General features: G+C 67.3%; 23 protein-coding genes. 6 read left to right on the top strand and 17 right to left on the bottom strand.

The annotated features are described in order from the left end of the window. Nucleotides 1-30: 30 nt before the first annotated feature. The 8 genes from mdcG to dctP form a co-directional block, all read right to left on the bottom strand. Entirely contained in the window at nt 31-696 is a 666-nt protein-coding gene (gene mdcG / locus QC826_RS17160) for a malonate decarboxylase holo-[acyl-carrier-protein] synthase (protein WP_279761705.1), read from the bottom strand. Beyond that, complete coding sequence (gene mdcE, locus QC826_RS17155; RefSeq protein ID WP_279761704.1) at nt 680-1429, bottom strand: biotin-independent malonate decarboxylase subunit gamma; 750 nt, start codon at nt 1427-1429, stop codon at nt 680-682. The genes mdcG and mdcE overlap by 17 nt, the downstream gene beginning before the upstream one ends. Beyond that, nucleotides 1429-2325, bottom strand: a complete 897-nt coding sequence (locus QC826_RS17150; protein ID WP_279761703.1) for a biotin-independent malonate decarboxylase subunit beta — start codon at nt 2323-2325, stop codon at nt 1429-1431. The genes mdcE and QC826_RS17150 overlap by 1 nt, the downstream gene beginning before the upstream one ends. Beyond that, nucleotides 2322-2636: a malonate decarboxylase acyl carrier protein gene (gene mdcC, locus QC826_RS17145; protein ID WP_093384003.1), complete on the bottom strand. Its 315-nt coding sequence runs from the start codon at nt 2634-2636 to the stop codon at nt 2322-2324. Before mdcC ends, QC826_RS17150 begins: the two co-directional genes overlap by 4 nt. Nucleotides 2637-2768: 132 nt before the next feature. Next, nucleotides 2769-4445, bottom strand: coding sequence for a malonate decarboxylase subunit alpha (gene mdcA, locus QC826_RS17140; protein ID WP_279766517.1), 1677 nt, complete (start codon nt 4443-4445; stop codon nt 2769-2771). Then, nucleotides 4445-5794, bottom strand: a complete 1350-nt coding sequence (locus QC826_RS17135; RefSeq protein WP_279761702.1) for a TRAP transporter large permease — start codon at nt 5792-5794, stop codon at nt 4445-4447. Before QC826_RS17135 ends, mdcA begins: the two co-directional genes overlap by 1 nt. Continuing rightward, on the bottom strand, nt 5791-6354 hold the full coding sequence (locus QC826_RS17130) for a TRAP transporter small permease (protein WP_279761701.1): 564 nt from the start codon (nt 6352-6354) through the stop codon (nt 5791-5793). Before QC826_RS17130 ends, QC826_RS17135 begins: the two co-directional genes overlap by 4 nt. Continuing rightward, entirely contained in the window at nt 6351-7379 is a 1029-nt protein-coding gene (gene dctP, locus QC826_RS17125; protein ID WP_279761700.1) for a TRAP transporter substrate-binding protein DctP, read from the bottom strand. Before dctP ends, QC826_RS17130 begins: the two co-directional genes overlap by 4 nt. Before the next feature lie 155 nt (nt 7380-7534). Between dctP and QC826_RS17120 the strand changes: the two genes are divergently transcribed. Further along, nucleotides 7535-8200, top strand: a complete 666-nt coding sequence (locus QC826_RS17120; protein WP_279761699.1) for a GntR family transcriptional regulator — start codon at nt 7535-7537, stop codon at nt 8198-8200. Between the two features lie 151 nt (nt 8201-8351). Here the strand turns inward: QC826_RS17120 and QC826_RS17115 are convergent, their stop codons facing one another. Further along, nucleotides 8352-8801 (bottom strand): RrF2 family transcriptional regulator, encoded by a 450-nt coding sequence (locus QC826_RS17115; RefSeq protein WP_099416866.1) that lies wholly within the window; start codon nt 8799-8801, stop codon nt 8352-8354. A 111-nt stretch (nt 8802-8912) separates the two neighbouring features. Further along, complete coding sequence (locus QC826_RS17110) at nt 8913-10349, bottom strand: PLP-dependent aminotransferase family protein (protein WP_279761698.1); 1437 nt, start codon at nt 10347-10349, stop codon at nt 8913-8915. Between the two features lie 145 nt (nt 10350-10494). On the opposite strand from QC826_RS17110, the gene QC826_RS17105 reads away from it, so the two are divergent. Next, nucleotides 10495-10935, top strand: a complete 441-nt coding sequence (locus QC826_RS17105) for a carboxymuconolactone decarboxylase family protein (protein WP_279761697.1) — start codon at nt 10495-10497, stop codon at nt 10933-10935. Nucleotides 10936-11039: 104 nt separating this feature from the next. Then, nucleotides 11040-11291 carry a hypothetical protein gene (locus QC826_RS17100; protein ID WP_279761696.1) on the top strand — a complete coding sequence of 84 codons (252 nt, stop codon included), beginning with the start codon at nt 11040-11042 and terminating at the stop codon, nt 11289-11291. Here the strand turns inward: QC826_RS17100 and QC826_RS17095 are convergent. Then, entirely contained in the window at nt 11288-12490 is a 1203-nt protein-coding gene (locus tag QC826_RS17095) for a multidrug effflux MFS transporter (protein WP_279761695.1), read from the bottom strand. The genes QC826_RS17100 and QC826_RS17095 overlap by 4 nt on opposite strands. Nucleotides 12491-12698: 208 nt before the next feature. Here QC826_RS17095 and epsC point away from each other — a divergent pair, with 208 nt between their 5' ends. Continuing rightward, the gene (epsC, locus tag QC826_RS17090; protein WP_279761694.1) at nt 12699-13622 is read left to right on the top strand and encodes a serine O-acetyltransferase EpsC; all 924 of its coding nucleotides are present in this window, start codon (nt 12699-12701) and stop codon (nt 13620-13622) included. Between the two features lie 37 nt (nt 13623-13659). Here epsC and QC826_RS17085 read toward each other — a convergent pair whose 3' ends face one another. The 4 genes from QC826_RS17085 to QC826_RS17070 all read right to left on the bottom strand — a co-directional run bounded on the left by QC826_RS17085 (nt 13660) and on the right by QC826_RS17070 (nt 16898). Next, nucleotides 13660-14361, bottom strand: coding sequence for a YjjG family noncanonical pyrimidine nucleotidase (locus QC826_RS17085; RefSeq protein ID WP_279761693.1), 702 nt, complete (start codon nt 14359-14361; stop codon nt 13660-13662). A 126-nt stretch (nt 14362-14487) separates the two neighbouring features. Continuing rightward, nucleotides 14488-15351, bottom strand: a complete 864-nt coding sequence (locus QC826_RS17080) for a MetQ/NlpA family ABC transporter substrate-binding protein (protein WP_279761692.1) — start codon at nt 15349-15351, stop codon at nt 14488-14490. A gap of 19 nt (nt 15352-15370) precedes the next feature. Continuing rightward, the gene (locus QC826_RS17075; RefSeq protein WP_174900408.1) at nt 15371-16066 is read right to left on the bottom strand and encodes a methionine ABC transporter permease; all 696 of its coding nucleotides are present in this window, start codon (nt 16064-16066) and stop codon (nt 15371-15373) included. Further along, nucleotides 16059-16898: a methionine ABC transporter ATP-binding protein gene (locus QC826_RS17070; RefSeq protein WP_409567656.1), complete on the bottom strand. Its 840-nt coding sequence runs from the start codon at nt 16896-16898 to the stop codon at nt 16059-16061. The genes QC826_RS17075 and QC826_RS17070 overlap by 8 nt, the downstream gene beginning before the upstream one ends. Before the next feature lie 433 nt (nt 16899-17331). Between QC826_RS17070 and QC826_RS17065 the strand changes: the two genes are divergently transcribed. Beyond that, entirely contained in the window at nt 17332-17895 is a 564-nt protein-coding gene (locus QC826_RS17065; RefSeq protein WP_279761691.1) for a YceI family protein, read from the top strand. A 107-nt stretch (nt 17896-18002) separates the two neighbouring features. Here the strand turns inward: QC826_RS17065 and QC826_RS17060 are convergent, their stop codons facing one another. Together QC826_RS17060 and QC826_RS17055 are read right to left on the bottom strand one after the other, a co-directional pair. After that, nucleotides 18003-18599, bottom strand: a complete 597-nt coding sequence (locus tag QC826_RS17060; protein ID WP_279761690.1) for a chromate transporter — start codon at nt 18597-18599, stop codon at nt 18003-18005. Continuing rightward, nucleotides 18596-19207, bottom strand: coding sequence for a chromate transporter (locus tag QC826_RS17055; protein ID WP_279761689.1), 612 nt, complete (start codon nt 19205-19207; stop codon nt 18596-18598). Before QC826_RS17055 ends, QC826_RS17060 begins: the two co-directional genes overlap by 4 nt. A gap of 170 nt (nt 19208-19377) precedes the next feature. Here QC826_RS17055 and QC826_RS17050 point away from each other — a divergent pair, with 170 nt between their 5' ends. Continuing rightward, nucleotides 19378-19605 carry a hypothetical protein gene (locus QC826_RS17050; RefSeq protein ID WP_279761688.1) on the top strand — a complete coding sequence of 76 codons (228 nt, stop codon included), beginning with the start codon at nt 19378-19380 and terminating at the stop codon, nt 19603-19605. Nucleotides 19606-19690: the final 85 nt, after the last annotated feature.

Below are 19690 nucleotides of genomic sequence, written 5' to 3'. Positions count from 1 at the left end.
CGAGCGGGCCGCGTTGGGATGGGGAACGACTCACGACGCCTCCAGCGCCGCGCACAGCTCGTCGCGCGTGGCCAGGCGCACGCTGCCGGCCAGCTTGGCCAGCACGCGGGCCTGGCTGGCGCCGGCGGCGTGCCACTCCTTCCACGCCACCGCCTGCGCCGACGGGAAGACGATCTCGCCGTCCAGCGGCAGCTGGGCGGCGTGCCGCGCCAGCAGCGCCACGCCGTCGCGCAACTGCGCCGTGCTGGCCGGCTGGAACAGGATGTCGATGTCGGAGCCGTCGCGCAGGTAGGCCAGCCCGGTCAGCACCTGCAGCGCGACCGAGCCGTAGACGCGCAATTCGATGCCGGCGTCCTGCGCGTCGTCCAGCAGGGCCGCCAACGGCGCCTGCCAGGCGGCGGGCAGCGCCGGCATGTCGAGCACGGCGGTCAGCGGCAGCGGGGGCCAGGTGCGTGCCACCTCTGCCGCGTTCAGCCGCAGGGCGATGCGCGGCTTGCGGCCGTCTGCCTCGGGCGGCAGCGCCACGCCGAGGCAGACCTGCCCGGCGCCGGCGTCGGCGTCGCGCCGGCGCACAATGCACGGATGGCCGGCGCGCTGCCATGCGCGCAGCGCGCCGGCGTGTTCCGGCGCGGCCGCCGCGATGGCCTCCTGCCAGCCTTGCGCCGACAGCCAGACCAGGCTATGCCGTGCGTACATGGCCGCCCGCCACGATGGCGTCGATCACCGGCTGGGCGCTCAAGCGTCCGCCGCGCGCCAGACCGAGCGCGCTGCGCCGGTCGCCGGCCTGTTCGCCGCCTGGCTCGGCGGCGCGCTCGGCCTCGACCAGCGCCAGCGCCTCGGCCAGCCGCCGCGCCAGATCGTCGTGCCAGATCTCCTGCAGGCCGCCCATGCGCAGATAGTTCTCCGGCCCCGGCGCGAACACCGGATTGCTCTTGGCCAGTTCGGTCAAGGTCTCCAGCGGCACCTTGGTGATGCGCGCCATCGCCGGCAGGCCCATCACGCGGATGGTGGCGCCGGGCAGGGCGTAGCAGGCGTCCGCCATCAAGCCGCTGGTGATGAAGCCGCCCGACAGCGCCTGGTCGTACACCAGGCCGAGCACCGCATGGCCGCGTCGCCGCGCCAGGTCGACGCACTTGCCCAGGTGGGCCATGTAGCTGTTGATGCCCAACATCTCGTCGCGGTGGCGCAGGCGCTGGCCCTGCGTGTCGACCAGGATCAGGATCGGCCGGCCGGGCGCCTCGCGCACCGTTTGCAGCACCGCCTTGGCCTGCGCCAGGGCGATCTCCACGCCGATCGGCGCGTGGCCGGTGGTGCCGATCACGGCGATGCTGCGCTCGCCCACCTGCGCCGTGCCGGACAAGAAGTCGTGCTGCTCGGCGATGGCGTGGCCGAGCGGGAACAGCGTCGCCGCCAGTGTTTTCCAATCCATTAGTTCGCTCCCAGACGGTGTGGCGCGGCCGCGCTGACGAAGGCCTCGGCCTCCAGCATCGGCAGCTTGTTCGGTTCCGCCATGCCCAGCGCGGCCCAGATGTCGAGCGGATCGGCCATGTCGCCGAAGCGCTCCAGCCGCTCGCTGAGCAGCAGCTGCTCGCGTTCCATCGCCTCCAGCGTCAACTCGACCGGCGCGGCGGCGCAGCTGGCGATGGCGTCGATGGCGGCCAGGCGGAAGGCCGACACGTCGTCGGCCACGATCATCTGGCAGTCGCCCAGCAGGTAGCGGTGTTTGCCGCCGGTGGTGCGCCAGACCAGCGCGCGGTCGCGCGAGTCGAACTCCTCGACGCCGCTGGCCGTCTCGATCACCTCGGGACCGGACATGGCCAGCCGGCCCTCCTCGGACATCACCACCACGTTGGCGCAGCGCGAAACGATGCCCATGCCGCCGAAGGCGCCGTTCGAGCCGCCGATCAGCACCACCACCGGAATGCCGGCGGCGCGCGTGTCGAGCACGGCGCGCATCACCTCGGAGACGGCGATCAGGCCGGCGTTGGCCTCGTGCAGGCGCACGCCGCCGGTCTCCAGCAGCAGCACCACGGCGCCGACGCGCTCGCGCACGGCGCGGCGCAGCAGGCCGACCAGCTTGGCGCCGTGCACCTCGCCGACCGCGCCGCCCATGAAGCCGCCCTCCTGCGCCGCCGTGTAGACCGCTTGGCCGTCCAATGTGGCGCTGCCGACGGCGACGCCGTCGTCGAAGGCCACCGGCGCGTTCAGCTGCGCCAGGTGGGGACTGACGACGCGCTCGGCCGGGGCGACGAATTCCTTGAAACTGCCGGCGTCGAACAGGGCGCGCAGCCGTTCGCGCGCGTTGGCTTCCAAATAGCTGCTCATGCGCCGCCTCCCAGCATGGTTTCCACCGCCTGGTCCAGGCGCAGGCTGACCACGGCCGGCGTGGCGCCCATGTCGTTGATCGAGATGCTGACGTCGGCCAGCTGCCAGCGCTGTTGGAAGTCGCGCATCACGGCCTGCCAGATGGCGCCGAAGCCGACGGCGGCGGTCTTGATCTCGATGGCGCAGGCGCCGTCCAGCGCGGCCGGTTCGATCAGCACCTCCAGGTTGCCGGAGCTGACCACGCCGACCAGTTGCGCCCGCTCGGCCAGGCGCCGGCTGCCTTGTTCAAATCGGTAGTTCAGGGTTTCCATCCTTGGTCCTTCGTCTCGTTCAGAGTGCAATGCCGCCCAGTTGAACGTACCCAGCGGCGGAATTCGAGGGTCAGACCCTAGGGTCTGACCCTGGTTCGGCGCCTTTGGGGATAACTCCCAGCGCCGTTCAGATCACCAGTTGCGGAAGCGCTTGGGCGGGTTGTACAAGCCGCCCGACGCGCGCACCAGGTCCTTCATGTTCTTCGCCGCCAGCAGGTCGCGTGTCGCCAGGCGCTTGTCGATGCCCAGGTCCTCGGCGCGGCGGATGATGCCGCGCCGGCGCAGATCCGCCACCATCGCCTGGTCGCGCGCCAGGCCGACCGGGGTGTAGCCGGCCACGCCACGGATGGCCTGTTCGCGCTCCGCGTCGCTGCGGCACAGCAGCAGGTTGGCGATGCCCTCCTCGGTCAGGATGTGGGTCACGTCGTCGCCGTAGATCATCACCGGCGGGATCGCCATGCCGGCCTGCTCGGCCAGCTCCCAGGCGTCGAGCCGCTCGACGAAGGCCGGCTGCATATGCTCGCGGAAGGTCTCGACGATCTGCACCACCAGCTTCTGGCCGCGCGGGATGGTGTTGCGGCCGCCGCGCGCCTCGGCGCCGGCCTTCAGCCAGGCCGGGCTGGCGTGGCGCCGGCCGCGCGCGTCGGCGCCCATGTTGGGCGCGCCGCCGAAGCCGGAGATGCGCCCGACCGTGGCGGTCGACGAGTTGCCCTGCAAGTCGATCTGCAGGGTCGAGCCGATGAACATGTCGCAGGCGTAGTGGCCGGCCGCCTGGCAGAAGGCGCGGTTGCTGCGCATGCTGCCGTCCGGGCCGACCGCGAACACGTCGGGGCGGGCGCGGATGTAGTCCTCCATGCCCAGCTCGGAGCCGAAGGAATAGACCGATTCGACGAAGCCGCACTCGATCGCCGGGATCAGCGCGGGGTGCGGATTGAGCGCCCAGTGGCGGCCGATCTTGCCCTGCAGGCCGAGCGAGGCGGCGTAGGTCGGCAGCAGCAGCTCGATGGCGGCGGTGTCGAAGCCGATGCCGTGGTTGAGCCGCTCGACCTGGTACTCGGCATAGATGCCCTTGATGGCCATCATCGCCATCAGCACCTGGATCTCGGAGATCTGCGCCGGGTCGCGCGTGAACAGCGGCTCGATGTAGTAGGGCGTGGGCGACTGCACGACGAAGTCGACCCAGTCGCCGGGAATGTCGACGCGCGGCAGCGTGTCCATGATCCGGTTCACCTGGACGATGACGATGCCGTTCTTGAAGGTGGTGGCCTCGACGATGGCCGGCGTGTCCTCGGTGTTGGGGCCGGTGTAGAGGTTGCCGTTGCGGTCGGCCGCCTCGGCGGCGATCAGCGCCACGCGCGGCGGCAGGTCGACGAAGTAGCGGCTGAACAGCTCCAGGTAGGTGTGGATGGCGCCGATGTTGAGTTTGCCGGCGGCCAGCAGCTTGGCCACCCGGCCGGCCTGCGGGCCGGAGAAGGAGAAGTCCAGCTTGGACGCCACGCCGCGCTCGAACACGTCGAGGTGTTCGGGCAGGGCCAGCACCGACTGCAGCATGTGCAGGCCGTTGACGCGGGCCGGGTCCAGCCCGGCCAGCGCCTGGCCGAGGAAGTCGGCCTGCTTCTGGTTGTTCCCCTCCAGGCAGACGCGGTCGCCGCATTCGAGCACGGCGTGCAGCAGGTCGGCGATGCGGCCGGCCGGCAGGCTCTTGCCGGCCAGCTCGTTGCCGAGCGTGGCGCGGCCCCGTTCCAGCCGCGCGGCGCGGTTGCGCTGCAGCGTGTCCCACTGGCGCGGTTGGTTCGACGTCTGGTTCATCATTTCACTCCCATGATCAGGTTCGGCAGACCGGTGGCGATGCCGGGGAAGACGCACAACAGCAGCACGGCGACGAACATCAGCACCAGGAAGGGGAACACGCCCCAGATCACGTCCTTGAGCGGAATGTCCGGCGCGATGTTCTTGATGACGAAGATGTTCAGCCCCACCGGCGGATGGATCAGCCCCATCTCCATCACCACCGTCATGACGATGCCGAACCAGATCAGGTCGAAGCCGGCGGCCTTCAGCGGCGGCAGGATGATGGGCGCGGTCATCAGGATAATCGAAACCGGCGGCAGGAAGAAGCCGAACACGATCACCATCAGCAGTATCACCGCCAGCAGCAGCCATTTTGACAGATGCATGCCGACCACCCAGTTGGCGGCCGACTGGCTGATGTGCAGGTAGCTCATCACGTAGGAGTAGAACAGCGACATGCCGATGATCAGCAGCAGCATGGTCGACTCCTTGATGGTCGAGCTCAGGATGGGCGCCAGGCTCTTCGGCCGCCAGACCTGGTAGACCACGGCGATCAGCACCAGCGCCAGCAGCGCGCCCAGGCCGGCCGTTTCGGACGGCGTGGCGAAGCCGCCGTACAGCGCCACCATCACGCCGATCAGCAGGACCAGGAAGGGCAGCACGCGCGGCAGCATCTCGACCTTTTGCGCCAGCGTGAAGTGCTCCTCCTCCAGATAGGCCGACTTGACGCCGCCCTGTTCGTAGATCTTCAGCGCCAGGCGGTACTCCTTGCGGGCGCGCTGCACGGCGTAGCCGGCGAACAGCAGCACCAGCAGGATGCCGGGGCCTATGCCGGCGAGGAACAGGCGGCCCAGCGACTGCTCGGCGGCCACCGCGTACAGGATCATGGTGATCGACGGCGGCAGCAGGATGCCCAGCGTGCCGCCGGCGGCGATGATGCCGGCGGCGAAGCCGGGCGAGTAGCCGCGCTTGCGCATCTCCGGAATGCCGGCCGAGCCGATCGCCGAGCAGGTGGCCGGCGAGGAGCCGGCCATGGCGGCGAACAGCGCGCAGGCGAACACGTTGGCGATGCCCAGGCCGCCCGGCACCTTGTGCAGCCAGGTGTGGATGGCCGAGTACAGGTCTTTGCCGGCGGGCGACTTGCCGATCGCCGCGCCCTTGAGGATGAACAGCGGGATCGACAGCAGCGTGATCGAGGCCATCTCCTCGTAGACGTTCTGGGTGATGGTGTCGAGCGAGGAGGCCGGCATGCAGAAGTACATGAAGCCGGTGGCCACCACGCCCAGCGCGAAGGCGATCGGCATGCCGGAGAACATGACCACCAGGGTGACGGCGCCGTACAGGGCGCCCAGCGTCAGTTCGCTCATGGCGCCTCCCCTTGTTGGGGTTGATTCGTCATGTGGGCCAGGGTTTGCAGCAGGATCTGCAGCGTCAGGATGGTCATCCCGGTCGCCATCATCGCGTAGGGAATCCACAGCGGCGGGGCGAAGGTGGACGAGGTGGTTTGGCCGTCGCGCCAGGCCTCGTGGAACAGCGTCCACGATTTCCACGAGAAGAAGGCGCAGAACAGGCAGGACAGCAGGTCGACCAAGAACAGGCGAAACTGGTTGACCCGGCGCGGCAGCAGCGCGGCCAGCGCCTCGATGCCGATGTGGCCGCGATACGACTGCACGTAGGCGGTGCAGAAGAAGGTCACGCCGACCAGCATAAAGACCGAGGCCTCGTCCTGCCAGTCGGTGGGCGCTTGGAAGAAGTAGCGCGACACCACCGAGTAGGTCAGCACCAGCGCGGTCAGCACCAGCGCCGCCATCGACAGCTTGAGCAGCGCGCTGTTGAGCAGGTTCAGCAGCTTGGCGACGGCGGCCAGCGCCGGGTGGTCCGGCAGCGCCGGCCCCGGCGGCGGCTTCAGTTCGAAGCCGTGGCTCATAGCGTCTTCTGGGCCAGCATCAGCAGCTTGGCGCAGTTCTCGTTGCGTTCGCCGTAGTCCTTCCAGGCGGTGGCGCGGGCGATGGCCTGCCACTTCTTGACGGTGGCGGGGTTCAGGTCGACCACCTTGGCGCCGGCCTTCTGGTAGACGGCGGCCACCAACGAGTCGTCGGTCTGCGCCGATTTGCGGGCGAAGGTCTCCAGCTCGCCGCCGACCGTCATGATGGCGGCCTGCTGCTCCTTGCTGAGACGGTCGAACACCGCCTTCGACATCATCAAGGGCTCGAACATGAACCAGTAGGCGGCGCCACGGCCGCTGGTCAGCGCCTTCGACACCTCCTCCAGGCGGAAGGAGATCAGCGAGGTCGACGAGGTCAGCGCCGCGTCCATCGCGCCGGTCTGCATGGCGGCGTAGATCTCGTTGGACGGCAGCGAGACCACGGCGGCGCCGGCCGCCTTCAGGATCAGATCCATTTCGCGCGAGCCGCCGCGGATCTTCAGGCCCTTGGCGTCCTCCGGCTCGACGATCGGTTTGCCGCGCGAGGCGACGCCGCCGGCCTGCCAGATCCAGCTGACCACCACGATGCCCTTTTCCAGCAGGATGCGGCTCAACTCCTTGCCCACCTCGGCGTTCTTCCAGCTGTAGCCCTGCTCGTAGGAGGTGACCAGGCCGGGCATCAGGCCGATGTTCACCTCGGGCACCTCGCCGCCGGCGTAGGACAGCGGCACCAGCGAAAGGTCCAGCGCGCCCTTGCGCATCGAGGAGAACTGGGCGTTGGTCTTCATCAGCGAGGAGCCGGGATAGACCTCGAACTTCAGCGTGCCCTTGCTGCGCTTTTCCACCTCGGCGGCGAACATGCGGGTCAGGCGGTCGCGGAAGTCGCCCTCGCTGATGGTGCCGCCGGGGAACTGGTGGGAGATCTTCAAGCTCGTCGCCGACTGGGCCCAGGCCGACTGCAGCCAGAGTGGGGTGGAGAGGCCGGTGGCGAGCGCGCCCAGCATTGCCCTGCGTTTGAGTAAGGTCATACGTCCTCCAAGGATTTAATTAGAACAACATTATGGATCACGCAAGATAATATGCAATGTCCGTTTTTATGTATACAAGAATATGTTGACTGAATACATTCTCAAGCCAGACTTAGGTTTTATAATGAAGGGTCATATACACGGCAGCCAGAACCATGAGCAACCATTCCGCCACCTTGCGCGAAGCCATAGAAGAACTGATCGCCGTCGGCAGCCTGTCGCCGGGCCAGCATTTGGACGAGACCGAACTGGCGCAACGCTTCGGCGTGTCGCGCACGCCGATCCGCGAGACGCTGATCCAGCTCGCCTCGATGGGGCTGGTGGTGATCCGGCCACGGCGCGGGGCCATCGTCGCCGAGCTGGGGCCGCAGCAGCTGGTCGAGATGTTCGAAGTGATGTCGGAAATGGAGGCGACCTGCGGCCGCCTGGCGGCGCGGCGCATGACGCCGGAGGAACAGCAGGTCTTGCTGGCGGCGCACCAGGCCTGCAAGGAGGCGCGCGACGCCGAGGAGCCGGACGCCTATTACTACAAGAACGAAGTGTTCCACGAGACGATCTACGCCGGCAGCCACAACCAGTTCCTGATCGAGCAGACGCGCAATCTATACCGCCGCCTGCGGCCCTACCGCCGCCTGCAACTGCGCGTGCGCAACCGGCTGGCCAACTCCTACGACGAGCACGACGGCGTGGTGCAGGCCATCCTGCGCGGCGACGGCGAGCTGGCGGCCCAGCTGCTGCGCGACCACGTGATGATCCAGGGCCAGCGCTTCGCCGACTTGATGGCCTCGCTGCCGCAGCTGACTCAGAAGAGCGCCGCTTAGCTAACGGCGGTGGCGTGGGCTGCGCGTCCAGCGCGCAGCTAAGCTAAGTACACCCACCGGCGACAATCTAGGGTCAGACCCTAGGGTCTGACCCTGGTTCTTTGCCGTTGGGTGGTTGGGGAGGCCGCTGGCGCCTTGACCTGGGGAACGTTCAGGCGCGCGGCATGAAGGTGATGGGCACGGCGCCGTCGGCCGGTGCGTCCTTGGGCAGCAGGTCGCGCAGGGTCAGCTTGTCGAGCACGGCAAGATAGGCCTGGGTGGCTTCGCCCAGACTGGACTTGAGCTTGCAGTCCGGCGTCAGCGGACAGGAGTTGTTGCTGCGGTCGAAGCACTCGGCCATGTAGAAGTCGGTTTCCGTTTCGCGCACCAGCGCGCCGATGTTGATCTGCTCGGGCTCGCGCTTGAGGCGCAGCCCGCCGTTGCGGCCGCGCACCGTCTCGACGACGCCCGACAAGCCCAACTGGTAGACCACCTTCATCAAATGGTTCTTGGAGATCGCGTGCAGGTCGGCGATGTCCTGGATGGTGACCAGGCGGTCGCGGTTGACACCGAGGTAGAGCAGGGTGCGCAGCGTGTAGTCGGTGAAGGAAGTCAGTCGCATCGTCTCGGTCCGTGGGAGGGCTGCCAGGCCGCTTACTCATGCCTTGCATGGCGCTATTCTACTTGCAGGGCCGCCGCCGTGGCCGGCTTTTCATGCAAGTTCGGCCAGTATTTATACCATTATCTCGGCCAGGATATCGCGCACGCGCAGCAGGGCGACCTCGATGTCGAGCGTGTCGATGGCGCCGTAGCCGAGGATCAGGCCTTGGCGCGGCGCGCTGTCGGCGTAGAAGCCGGCCAGCGCGTACAGGCCGACGTCGGCGCGGCGCGCCAGCCGCAGCAGCAGGTCCATGTCCAGCGGCGCCTTGCACAGCGCGGTGATGTGGAAGCCGGCGCTGGCCGGCACCAGCTCGAACCACGGCGCCAACTGGTCGGCGAACAGCGCCAGGATGCGCTCGCGCCGGCCGGCGTAGAGGGCGTGGCAGCGGCGGATGTGCTTGAGCAGGTAGCCGTCGGCGATGAACTTGGCCAGCGCCTGCTGGGTCATGCTGGCGCTGTGCCAGTCGTTCAGGTGCTTGACGGTGACGGCGGCGCGCTCGATCGCCGGCGGCAGGATGGCGTAGCCGAGCCGCAGCTCCGGCAGCAGCACCTTGGAGAAGGTGCCGACGTAGGCGACGATGCCGTGCCGGTCCATGCTCTGCAGCGAATCGGTGGGCCGGCCCTCGTAGCGGAAGGCGCTGTCGTAGTCGTCCTCGACGACGATGGCGCCGATCTCGCGGGCGCGCGCCAGCAGGGCGTGGCGGCGCGCCACGCTCATCGGCATCCCCAGCGGGAACTGGTGGGCCGGGGTGACGTAGATCAGCCGGGCGCCGGCCGGGATCTGCTCGACCAGCATACCTTCGGCGTCGACCGGCACGCCGACCACGCGCGCGCCCTGGCTGGCGAACAGCGCGCGCGCCGGCGGATAGCCCGGCTCCTCGACGGCGACCACGCAGCCCGGCTCGATCAACACGCGTCCCAGCAGGTCCAGCGCCTGCTGGGCGCCGTTGGTGACCAGCACCTGGCCGACCTCGCAGACCACGCCGCGCGAGAAGGCGGCGTGGCGGGCGATCGCCTCGCGCAGCGCCGGCAGGCCCTCGGTGGGCGCGTAGTGGCCGCGCGTGCGGCCGTCCTCGCGCAGCGCGTGCAGCACGCAGCGGCGCCACTCGTCCTGCGGGAAGTGCGACGGCGAGGTGCAGCCGCCGCGGAAGTCGTAGCGCGAGCGGCCGTGCGGGAAGCGTTCGCGCAGCGGCGTGGCGATGGCCTCCCAGCGCGCCACCACGGCGGCGCTGGCCAGGTCGGCGGCCTGCTGGCGCCGTGGCCGCGCTTCGGCCGGCGCGCTGACGAAGCTGCCGACGCCGACCCGGCCGAGCAGCAGGCGGTCCAGCGTCAGCCTGGCGTAGACGTCGGAGACGGTCTTGCGCGACAGCCCCAGTTGGCTCGCCAGCAGGCGCGAGGGCGGCAGCTGCTGGCCGTCGGCCAGGCGGCCGCTGCGGATGGCGTCGTGCAGCTGGCGGTACAGCTGCCCGGCCAGGTCCTTGCTGCCTTCGATGGCGATGTGGAGTTCCATGTGCTTGATGGTCTAGTCTTTTTTGTCGGGATTGGCATCCTGCGGTGGCGCACGGCGCTCCTACAATGGCTGCACTGACCGAACCTTAACAGCGTACATTAACCTTAACAGCGCCTTAACAGCGAACTTTAACAAAGGAAGCACCATGGAACCAAGAATCGATTTTTATACCGCCTCGCCGGAAGGCTTCAAAACGATGCTGGCCTTCGAAGCGGCCGTCAGCAAGCTGGGCCTGGAGGCCTCGCTGCTCGAGCTGGTGCGGCTGCGCGCCTCGCAGATCAACGGTTGCGCCTTCTGCGTCGACATGCACGTCAGCGACGCGCGCAAGGCCGGTGAGACCGAGCGCCGCCTGCAAACCGTGGTGGTGTGGCGCGAGACCACGCTGTTCACGCCGCGCGAACGGGCCGCGCTGGCCTGGACCGAGGCGCTGACCCGCATCGCCGACACCCACGCGCCGGACGCCGACTACCTGGCGCTGACCCAGCACTTCAGCCCGAAGGAGGCGGTCGACCTGACGCTGGCGATCAACTCGATCAACAGCTGGAACCGGCTGGCGATCGGCTTCCGCAAGCTGGTCAGCGAGTAAGCTCGGCGCGCCTGGCGGTGAGGGCTGCGGCGCCATGTGCGCTGCCGCACCACGCGGCGGCGCGCGCCTGGCATATACTGGGTGCTCAGCACTCAGGAGGAAGCATGGAAAACAGTGATCAACGCCGGCAGTTCGTCGGCGAATTGTGGCGCCGCTTCGAGGCGTTGCAGGAATGGGCCATCCACAACTGGCCGGAGCAGCAGCATCCGCTGTCGAGCGCCAACTTCGTGGAGGCGCGCAAGGAGATCCTGGCGCTGGGCCACGACGACATGTTCAAGCAGGCGGAGCCAAGCGCTGCCGAGCCGGCCGACGGCGGCCCGCAGTACATCGAGGTGACGCCGGCGCCCTGGCCCTAGGCGGGCTCGGCCACCTCGGCCGCTTCGGCCGATTTGCCGCCCTGCGCCAGCAGCCATGCCAGCAGGCTCAGGACCAGGCCGGCCATGACGCCGTAGGCCAGCTTGAGCGCGCTGTCGAACAGCAGCGGCGCCACCAATCCCGACACCAGCGCGAACAACAGCATCTGGATGAACGACTGCATCGACGAGGCCAGCCCGCTGTTGTTGGGGAAGTGGTTCAAGGCCAGCAGCGTCATCGGCGGCATCGCCAGCGCCAGCGCGAAGGAGTAGACGAACAGCGGCAGCACGGCCCACGGCACCTCGGCGGCGAAGTAGTAGTTGTAGGCGATGTTGACGGCGGCGGCGACGGTCATCAGCGCGTAGCTGGTCCAGATCAGCGTGGCCTGCGAGTAGCGGTGGGCGAACTTGGCGGCCAGCGCCGAGCCGACCACCATGCCGCTGATGAGCGGGATGAACAGCCAGGCGAAGGCCGTCTCCGGCAGGTGCAGGATGTTCATGACGAAGTAGGCGGCCGAGCCGATGTACAGGGCGAAGCCGGCGAAGCTCATGCCGACGGCCACCGACACCAGCAGGAACTGGCGGTGGCACAGCACCTTCCAGTAGTTGGCGGCGATCACGCCGAGGTGGAAGGGATGGCGCTCGCGCGGCGGCAGGCTCTCCGGCAGGGCGCGCTGCACGGCGACGAACATCAGCACGCCGAAGGCGGCGAGGAACCAGAAGATCGAGCGCCAGCCGAACGACACCTGCAGCCAGCCGCCCAACACCGGGGCGATGGCGGGCGCCAGGCCGAACACCATCATGATGTGCGACAGGATCTTTTGCGCCTCGCCGCCGGAGAAGCGGTCCTGCACGATGGCGCGGCTGACCACCGAGCCGGCGCCGGCGGCCAGACCCTGCAGCACGCGGCAGGCCAGCAGCACGCCGTAGGACGGCGCCAGCGCGGCGCCCAGCGAGGCGGCGATGTACAACACCAGCGAGCCGAGGATGACGGGGCGGCGGCCGAAGGAGTCCGACAGGGTGCCGTAGAACAGCATCATGAAGGCGAAGCAGAACAGGAAGGCGCTCAGCGTCTGCTGGATCAGCATCGGGCTGGCGTCGAAGGTCTGCGCGATGGCGGGGAAGGAGGGCAGGTAGGTGTCGATGGCCAGCGGCCCGACCATGGTCAGTCCCGCCAGCAGCAGGGTCAGCAAAATATTCATGAAGGGGCTTATTGTTCGTTAGGACGGTATTTTACGTCAGGCGGCGCGGCGGCGTCGGCGCCAGCGCGTTTTCGCGCGGGATGACATAATCCTATGCCGATGCCGCATATCGAACGACGAAACGATCCCCTCGGTTTCGTCGCCGGCCTGCGCACCATGCGGTGTGCCGGCAAGCGCGCGTCCCGACCCCAAGCGAAGCGGAACCACGATGACTATCGATACCTTTGACAAGCACGGCGTCAAACCGACGCACTGGAACCTGGCGCCGGTGATCGCGCAGTTGCGCGTGTCGCGCGAGGCCACCCACAACATCCGCCACCAGGGCCGCGTGCGCGAGCTTCCCTCGCGCGAGGCGCTGACCATCATCGTCAACGGCCTGTCGGCGGTGCTGTTCCCGACCCACTACGGGCGGCCCAACCTGACCGACGAGAGCATCGACTACTTCGTCGGCGACACCCTCAACACCACCTTGAACCGGCTCACCGAGCAGGTGCGGCGCGGCCTGCAGTTCTCCGCCGGCGGCGGCCCCTGCGACGACGAGGCGCTCGGCGAGCAGGCCAACTGCATCACCCGCGAGTTCGCCGCCGGCCTGCCGGAGATCCGCGCGCTGCTGGTGTCGGACGTGCAGGCGGCCTTCGCGGGCGACCCGGCGGCCACCTCGGTGGCCGAGATCATGCTGTGCTATCCGGGCACCATCGCCATCCTGTACTACCGGCTGGCGCACCGGCTGCACCAACTCGGCTCGCCCTTCCTGGCGCGCTTGATCTGCGACATCAGCCACACCTTGACCGGCATCGACATCCACCCCGGCGCGCGCATCGGCGCCAGCTTCTTCATCGACCACGGCACCGGCGTGGTGATCGGCGAGACCGCCATCATCGGCCAGCGCGTGCGGCTGTACCAGCACGTCACGCTGGGCGCCAAGCGCTTCCCGGCCGACGAGCAGGGCGCCCTGATCAAGGGCGTGCCGCGCCACCCCATCGTCGAGGACGACGTGGTGATCTACGCCGGTGCGACCATTTTGGGCCGCATCACCATCGGCGCCGGCTCCACCATCGGCGGCAACGTGTGGCTGACGCAGAGCGTGCCGGCCGGCAGCAACGTGTCGCAGGCGCAGATGCGCAACGACTGACCGCGCCGCCGCCGCCGGGCGGACCGGCCCGCAGCGGTCAGCAGACCGCCAGTCCTTGCAGGGATGGAACGATGTCGCCCAGGCTGGCGACCTCGTAGGTGGGAAGCGCCGCCGATTCGTTGGCCGCGCGGGCGGGGTTGAACCAGCAGCTTTCAATGCCGTATCGGTTGGCGCCGAGAATGTCGGCGTCCAAACGGTCGCCGACGATGACCATTTCGTCCTTGGCGAAGGCGCCGGCCATCTTGGCGGCATAGTCGAAGAATCGACCATCCGGCTTGGCGAAGCCGCAGGCCTCGGACGTCGCCACGAAGGAAATGTGCTCGAGCAAGCCGGAACTGGCGATGCGGCGGTTCTGGATCGATTCCACGCCGTTGGTGATGATGCCTACCTTGCCGACGCCGGCCAGGGTGGCGCAGAGCGTCTTGGCGCCGTCGATCAGGACCACCGTGTCCGACAGGGACTCCAGATAAGCGCGACTGGCCGCCTCGGGGTCCAGCTCGAGGCCCTTGCTCTGGAAGGTGGCGCGGAAGCGCTCCACCTTCAGAAAATCCTTGGAAACGCTGCCTTCCTCGAACTTTTTCCAGAGTTCCAGGTTAACCGCCTGGTACTGCCGGAACAGCCCGTCGATGCCGTCGCGCAGGCCCAATTCCTGCATGGTGCGCACAAAAGAGAGTGTTTCGGACGCTTTGAAGTCGAGCAGCGTATCGTCTAAATCAAACAGGAACAATTTATATTTCATGGGAGCATGTTAGCACGGCCGTTTGTATGCCGCCGCCCAGCTGGGCAGCGGCAGGCGGCGGGAATGCATGCTTGCCATGGATTCCCGCCAGCGGGCCGGCTTACCGGGCCGGCTTGCTTGGCCGGCTTACTTCTTCGCCGGCTTGGCCGCCGGCTTGGCGGCCGGCTTGGCCGCCGCCTCCAGCGCCAGCTGGTCGTCGGTCTTGGCGTAGTCGGCGAAGTGCTTGTTGGTCACGTCGAGGAAGGCCTGCGAGCGGTAGGCCGCCGCGATGTCCTTGGCGAACTGCTTGTCCTTGTCGGCGCTGCGGATGGCCACCAGGTTGACGTAGTTGGCCGAAATCTTCTCGGTCAGCAGCGCCTCCTTCAGCCGGATGCCCGAGGCCAGCGCGTAGTTGCCGTTGATGAAGGAGAAGTCGGTGTCCTGCAGCGAGCGGGGCAGTTGTGCCGCCTCCAGCGCCACCAGCTTGACCTTCTTGATGTTGTTGACGATGTCCTTCTCGGACGCGCGCAGCGGGTCGACCTTGTCGCGCAGCTTGATCCAGCCCAGCTGGTCGAGCATCACCAGCGCGCGCGCCTGGTTGGTCGGGTCGTTCGGCATGGCCACGGTCTGGCCCTCGCGCGCCTCGCTCAGCGCCTTGTGCTTGCGGCTGTAGATGGCGATCGGCGCGGTGGGGATCTGCACCAGGTCGGTCAGCGCCAGCTTGTGCTCGGCGGCGAACTTGTTCAGGTAGACGGCGTGCTGGAACACGTTGGCGTCGAGCGAGCCCTCGGCCAGCGCGAAGTTGGGTTGCACATAGTCGTTGAACTCGACCAGTTTGACCTTGTAGCCCTGCTTTTCCAGGATGGGCTTGATGCCCAGCTTGATCTGGTCGGCGTAGGGGCCGGTGCTGGTGCCGATGACCAGTTCTTTCGGGTCCTTGGCGGCGGCGGAGCCGGCGGCCAGGGCCAGGGTCAGGGTGGAGAGCAGCAGGGCGCGGCGGGTGATGGTCATTTGCATATTCCTTATGGGATTAACGTTTGTCGATGCGTTTGGCGATGCGGTTGCCGGTGAATTGGATCACCTGCACGATCACGATCAGCATGGCCACGGTGGCGATCATGATGTCGGTCTCGAAGCGGTAGTAGCCGTAGCGGATGGCCAGGTCGCCGATGCCGCCGCCGCCGACCACGCCGGCCACGGCCGAGTAGGACAGGAAGCTGATCGACAGCACGGTGAGCGCCGTCACCAGGCCGGCGCGGGCCTCCACCAGCAGCACGCGGGTGACGATTTGCAGCTCGGTGGCGCCCATCGCGTGGGCCGCCTCGATGACGCCGCGCGGCACTTCGCGCAGGCTCTGTTCGACCATGCGGGCGAAGTAGGGGATGGCGGCGAAGGACAGCGGCACGGCGGCGGCCAGCGGGCCGATCGAGGTGCCGGCGATGACGCGCGTGAGCGGCACCAGCGCCACCAGCAAGATGATGAAGGGGAAGGAGCGCACCGTGTTGACCAGCCAGCCGAGCACCAGCGCGGCGGGGCGGTTGTGCAGCGACTGGCCGTCGGCCACCAGGAACAGCAGCACGCCGAGCGGGCCGCCGAGCAGCACGGCGGCGCTCAGGCCGATGCCCAGCATGGTCAGGGTCTGGCCCAGCGCCACCCACATCTCGGGCAGCATCTCGACGACGGGGGCCAGGCGGGCCGGCAGGTCGGTGGTGAAGAACTCAAGCATGGGCCAGCTCCTTGCGCGCTTGCGCTGCGATGATGTCGGCGCTGTGTTGCGCCAGTTCGCGGCCGAGCACGGTCTTGCGCACGGCCGAGGTGTCGGCCAGGTCGAATTGTTCGGCGACTGCGCCGTCCTCGATCACGGCGACGCGGTTGCAGATCTCGCCCAGCACCGACAATTCGTGGCTGACGATGACGATGGTGACGTCGAGGCGCTGGTTGATGTCGCGCAGCGTGCCGAGCAGGGCGCGGGTGGTTTCGGCGTCGAGCGCCGAGGTCGGCTCGTCGCACAGCAGCACGGCCGGGCCGCTGGCCAGGGCGCGGGCGATGGCGACGCGCTGCTTTTGGCCGCCGGACAATTGGGCCGGGTAGCTGTCGGCCTTGTCGCCCAGCTCGACCAGCGCCAGGCAGTCGGCGACGCGGGCGGCGACCTGCTCGGCGTTCATGCCGCCGTGGATGCGCAGCGGGAAGGCGACGTTGTCGAACACGGTGGCGTTTTGCAGCAGGTTGAACTGCTGGAAGATCATGCCGATGTTGCGGCGGGCGTCGCGCAGCTCGTTCTTGCGCAGCGCCGTCAGCTCGCGGCCGTCGACGGTGACTGTGCCGCTGTCGGGCCGCTCGAGCAGGTTGAACAGGCGCAGCAGGGTGGACTTGCCGGCGCCGCTCTTGCCGATCAGGCCGAAGATGTCGCCTTCGCGCACCTCCAGCGTGACGTCGCGCACGGCGTGGAAGTCGCCGCCCTTGGGCAGGGCGAAAGTCTTGTTGGCGCCGGCGATGCGGATCAGCGTGGGGCGCAGCGTGGCGGGTGGTGGTGTTGGTGGTGCGGAGAAACTGGTCAAATTGCGCATAAATCAGGAGTAGGGGTAATGGCCGGCGGGCCGGTGGGCGCGCGGCGGCGGGTTGTTGCGGGTACCTGGCTCGCGGATCGCACGAGGGCTGTAGGGCAGTCTGGACGACGTGGTGAGTCTGGCCGGATACTTCGATGCCGTGGAGTATGGCATCGACCCTATGTTCAGGTAAACGAAGATATAAAGCTTTCTATATGCTTAAAATGTATTAAGAGCTGCGGCCTTGCGAATTTTCTGTTACTAGCATGCGGCTATTATCGATTTTTTCGATTATAAAGCGGGAAATTTTTCGTTTTACTTCCCAATAGTGCGCGAGCATAATTTGTTTCATTCGATATCATAACAACCAGGCAAGATGTATCGCGTGCACGAAGCGCGCCGCCTGGTCGAATCTTGAATCCCCTGTTCATTTTTGGAGTCTTACATGAAAAAGATTGTTGCCCTGTTGATCGCCGCCGGTTTCTCGATGTCCGCCTTCGCCGCCGAGACCTACAATATCGACCCCAGCCACACCTTCTCGCGCTTCGAGTACAGCCACTTCGGCTACTCCACCCAACAGAGCCGCTTCAACAACACCACCGGCAAGATCACGCTGGACCGCGCCGCCAAGACCGGTTCGGTCGACGTGGTGATCGACACCAAGTCGGTCGACACCGGCAACAGCGTGTTCAACGGCCACATCCAGGCCGAGGACTTCTTCGACACCGCCAAGTTCCCGACCATCACCTACAAGTCGACCAAGTTCAACTTCGACGGCGACAAGCTGGCCTCGGTCGACGGCAACCTGACCATCAAGGGCGTCACCAAACCGCTGACGCTGACCGTGACCTCGTTCCAGTGCATGCCGCATCCGATGCTGAAGAAGGATGCCTGCGGCGCCAACGCGGTGGCCAAGATCAAGCGCACCGAGTTCAACGCCGGCAAATACGCTCCCTACGTCGGCGACGACGTCAGCCTGAGCTTCGCCATCGAGTCCGTCAAAGAGTAAGGCCGGGGTAAGCGAGGGATCACCCTAGGGTCAGACCCTAGGGTCTGACCCTGGCTTGGCGCGCGGCAGGTTCGCCGGCATTGAGCGTCCCAATTCCAAGCGCTAATTCAAACCAGTTGCAGGCCGCCGATCAGGGCGCCGGCCGCCATCAGCCACAGCAGGTGGATCTTGGTGCGCCAGATCAGCAGGCAGGCGACGCTCGACAGCAGCCACAGCGGCCAGTCGGTCGATGGTTCGCGGTGGGCGCTGCCGAGGATGATGCCGGCCGACACCAGCAGGCCGACCACCACCGGCGCCATGCCCTGTTTGAAGGCGCGCACGCCGCGCAGTTCGCGGTTCTGGTGGCCCCAGCGCGCCGCCAGATAGGTCAGCGTGGTGCTCGGCAGCATGATGCCGACCATCGTCACGGCCACGCCGAGCAGGGCGGCCGCCATGCTGCCGGCGTTCAAGCCCACATTCCAACCCATCAGGGCGACGAACAGCACGTTCGGTCCAGGCGCCGCCTGGGCGATGGCGATCGAGTCGTTGAACTGCGCCTGGGTCAACCAGTGCTGCTCGACGACGAGGAAGCGGTGCATTTCCGCCGTGGTGGAGATGGCGCCGCCGACCGACATCAGCGACAGCATCAAATAGTGGCCGAACAGGTTGAGCCAGTCGGCCCAGTCCAGCACCAATTGCAACGACGGCAACGGCGGCGCGCTCATGGCTTGAGCCGGCGCCAGGTCAGCACGCAGCCCAGGCCGCCCAGGCTGGCCAGGGTGTAGGGCAGGGGCCAGTGCAACACCACCATGAACAGCACCGCCAGCAGGGCCAGCGGCAGGCTCCAGGCCAGCGGCAATGGATGCTTCTTCAGCGCCGAGGCCAGTTTGACGCCGGTGGCGACGATCAGGCCGGCCGACACGGCCGCCATGCCGCGCAGCGCGCCGGCCACGGCGGCGTTGTCCGAATAGTGTCCATACAGCACCGCCAGCAGCACGACGATGACCAGCGGCACGGCGAGCATGCCGGACAGCGCCGCCATCGCGCCGGGCAGGCCGAAGTAGCGGCCGCCTATCATCAGCGCCAGGTTGGCCACGTTCGGGCCGGGCATGATCTGGGCGACCGCCCATTCCTCGATGAACTCCTCCTGCGTCAGCCAGCGCTTGCGCTCGACCAGCTCGCGCTGCACCACGGCCAGCACGCCGCCAAAGCCCTGCAGGGCCAGCACGGTGAAGGAGAAGAACAGGTCGCTGAGGGAGGATGGGCGGGGCCGGTCGGGGTCTGTCGCAGGGGTCATGGCGACATTATCGCTGGCGCCGTGGCCGCTGTCCATGCGGGTTTCCACGTGCTGGAGATGGCGGCGGGGCAAGGCGGCGGGGCGGAAAAATATCGCCCGCGATAGGAAGCTGACATTGACTTTGGCCGCCATTGTTCGATACTCTCCCTGCCACCCCGCTTTGGCATTGGCCTGGACCGATTTCCTCCATTGAAAAGAGACCGATCATGATCAACGCTTCCTCCCTGGACGCCTCGCAGGCCAGTGCGCCGCCCGTCATCCATCAACTGCGTAGCAATATGCAGAGCAGCGAGGTGGTCGACCGGGGCATCTCGGTGCAGGCCAACTTCAGCTCGATTTGCGCCATCGAATACCTCAAATCCCACAACATCGACCCCGACGTCATCGAACGGGTGCTATTACATCCAGAACAGCGGCGAAAGTCCCGCCATTGACGGCGATCCGACTCGTCTTGCCTGGCCTGCCGGGGTTCTTTTCCGGCAGGAAATTGGTGCGTCCGTGCTATTTGTCGCTCAGTCG

The organism is Rugamonas sp. DEMB1 (genome assembly GCF_029834475.1).
GTDB classification, from domain to species: Bacteria; Pseudomonadota; Gammaproteobacteria; order Burkholderiales; family Burkholderiaceae_D; genus Rugamonas; species Rugamonas rubra.
Note: the sequence above shows the minus strand (reverse complement) of the source record. Positions and strands in the feature narration are given on the sequence as shown.

Bases quoted from the DNA above. Each gene is read 5' to 3' on its own strand.
- mdcC (WP_093384003.1), bottom strand. From the start codon at position 2,636: ATGGAAACCCTGAACTACCGATTTGAACAAGGCAGCCGGCGCCTGGCC.
- QC826_RS17110 (WP_279761698.1), bottom strand. From the start codon at position 10,349: ATGGAACTCCACATCGCCATCGAAGGCAGCAAGGACCTGGCCGGGCAG.
- QC826_RS17120 (WP_279761699.1), top strand. From the start codon at position 7,535: ATGAGCAACCATTCCGCCACCTTGCGCGAAGCCATAGAAGAACTGATC.
- dctP (WP_279761700.1), bottom strand. From the start codon at position 7,379: ATGACCTTACTCAAACGCAGGGCAATGCTGGGCGCGCTCGCCACCGGC.
- QC826_RS17115 (WP_099416866.1), bottom strand. From the start codon at position 8,801: ATGCGACTGACTTCCTTCACCGACTACACGCTGCGCACCCTGCTCTAC.
- epsC (WP_279761694.1), top strand. From the start codon at position 12,699: ATGACTATCGATACCTTTGACAAGCACGGCGTCAAACCGACGCACTGG.
- QC826_RS17080 (WP_279761692.1), bottom strand. From the start codon at position 15,351: ATGACCATCACCCGCCGCGCCCTGCTGCTCTCCACCCTGACCCTGGCC.
- QC826_RS17060 (WP_279761690.1), bottom strand. From the start codon at position 18,599: ATGAGCGCGCCGCCGTTGCCGTCGTTGCAATTGGTGCTGGACTGGGCC.
- QC826_RS17100 (WP_279761696.1), top strand. From the start codon at position 11,040: ATGGAAAACAGTGATCAACGCCGGCAGTTCGTCGGCGAATTGTGGCGC.
- QC826_RS17050 (WP_279761688.1), top strand. From the start codon at position 19,378: ATGATCAACGCTTCCTCCCTGGACGCCTCGCAGGCCAGTGCGCCGCCC.
- QC826_RS17105 (WP_279761697.1), top strand. From the start codon at position 10,495: ATGGAACCAAGAATCGATTTTTATACCGCCTCGCCGGAAGGCTTCAAA.
- QC826_RS17130 (WP_279761701.1), bottom strand. From the start codon at position 6,354: ATGAGCCACGGCTTCGAACTGAAGCCGCCGCCGGGGCCGGCGCTGCCG.
- mdcG (WP_279761705.1), bottom strand. From the start codon at position 696: ATGTACGCACGGCATAGCCTGGTCTGGCTGTCGGCGCAAGGCTGGCAG.
- QC826_RS17075 (WP_174900408.1), bottom strand. From the start codon at position 16,066: ATGCTTGAGTTCTTCACCACCGACCTGCCGGCCCGCCTGGCCCCCGTC.
- QC826_RS17065 (WP_279761691.1), top strand. From the start codon at position 17,332: ATGAAAAAGATTGTTGCCCTGTTGATCGCCGCCGGTTTCTCGATGTCC.
- QC826_RS17150 (WP_279761703.1), bottom strand. From the start codon at position 2,325: ATGAGCAGCTATTTGGAAGCCAACGCGCGCGAACGGCTGCGCGCCCTG.
- mdcE (WP_279761704.1), bottom strand. From the start codon at position 1,429: ATGGATTGGAAAACACTGGCGGCGACGCTGTTCCCGCTCGGCCACGCC.
- QC826_RS17085 (WP_279761693.1), bottom strand. From the start codon at position 14,361: ATGAAATATAAATTGTTCCTGTTTGATTTAGACGATACGCTGCTCGAC.
- mdcA (WP_279766517.1), bottom strand. From the start codon at position 4,445: ATGAACCAGACGTCGAACCAACCGCGCCAGTGGGACACGCTGCAGCGC.
- QC826_RS17055 (WP_279761689.1), bottom strand. From the start codon at position 19,207: ATGGACAGCGGCCACGGCGCCAGCGATAATGTCGCCATGACCCCTGCG.
- QC826_RS17095 (WP_279761695.1), bottom strand. From the start codon at position 12,490: ATGAATATTTTGCTGACCCTGCTGCTGGCGGGACTGACCATGGTCGGG.
- QC826_RS17135 (WP_279761702.1), bottom strand. From the start codon at position 5,794: ATGAGCGAACTGACGCTGGGCGCCCTGTACGGCGCCGTCACCCTGGTG.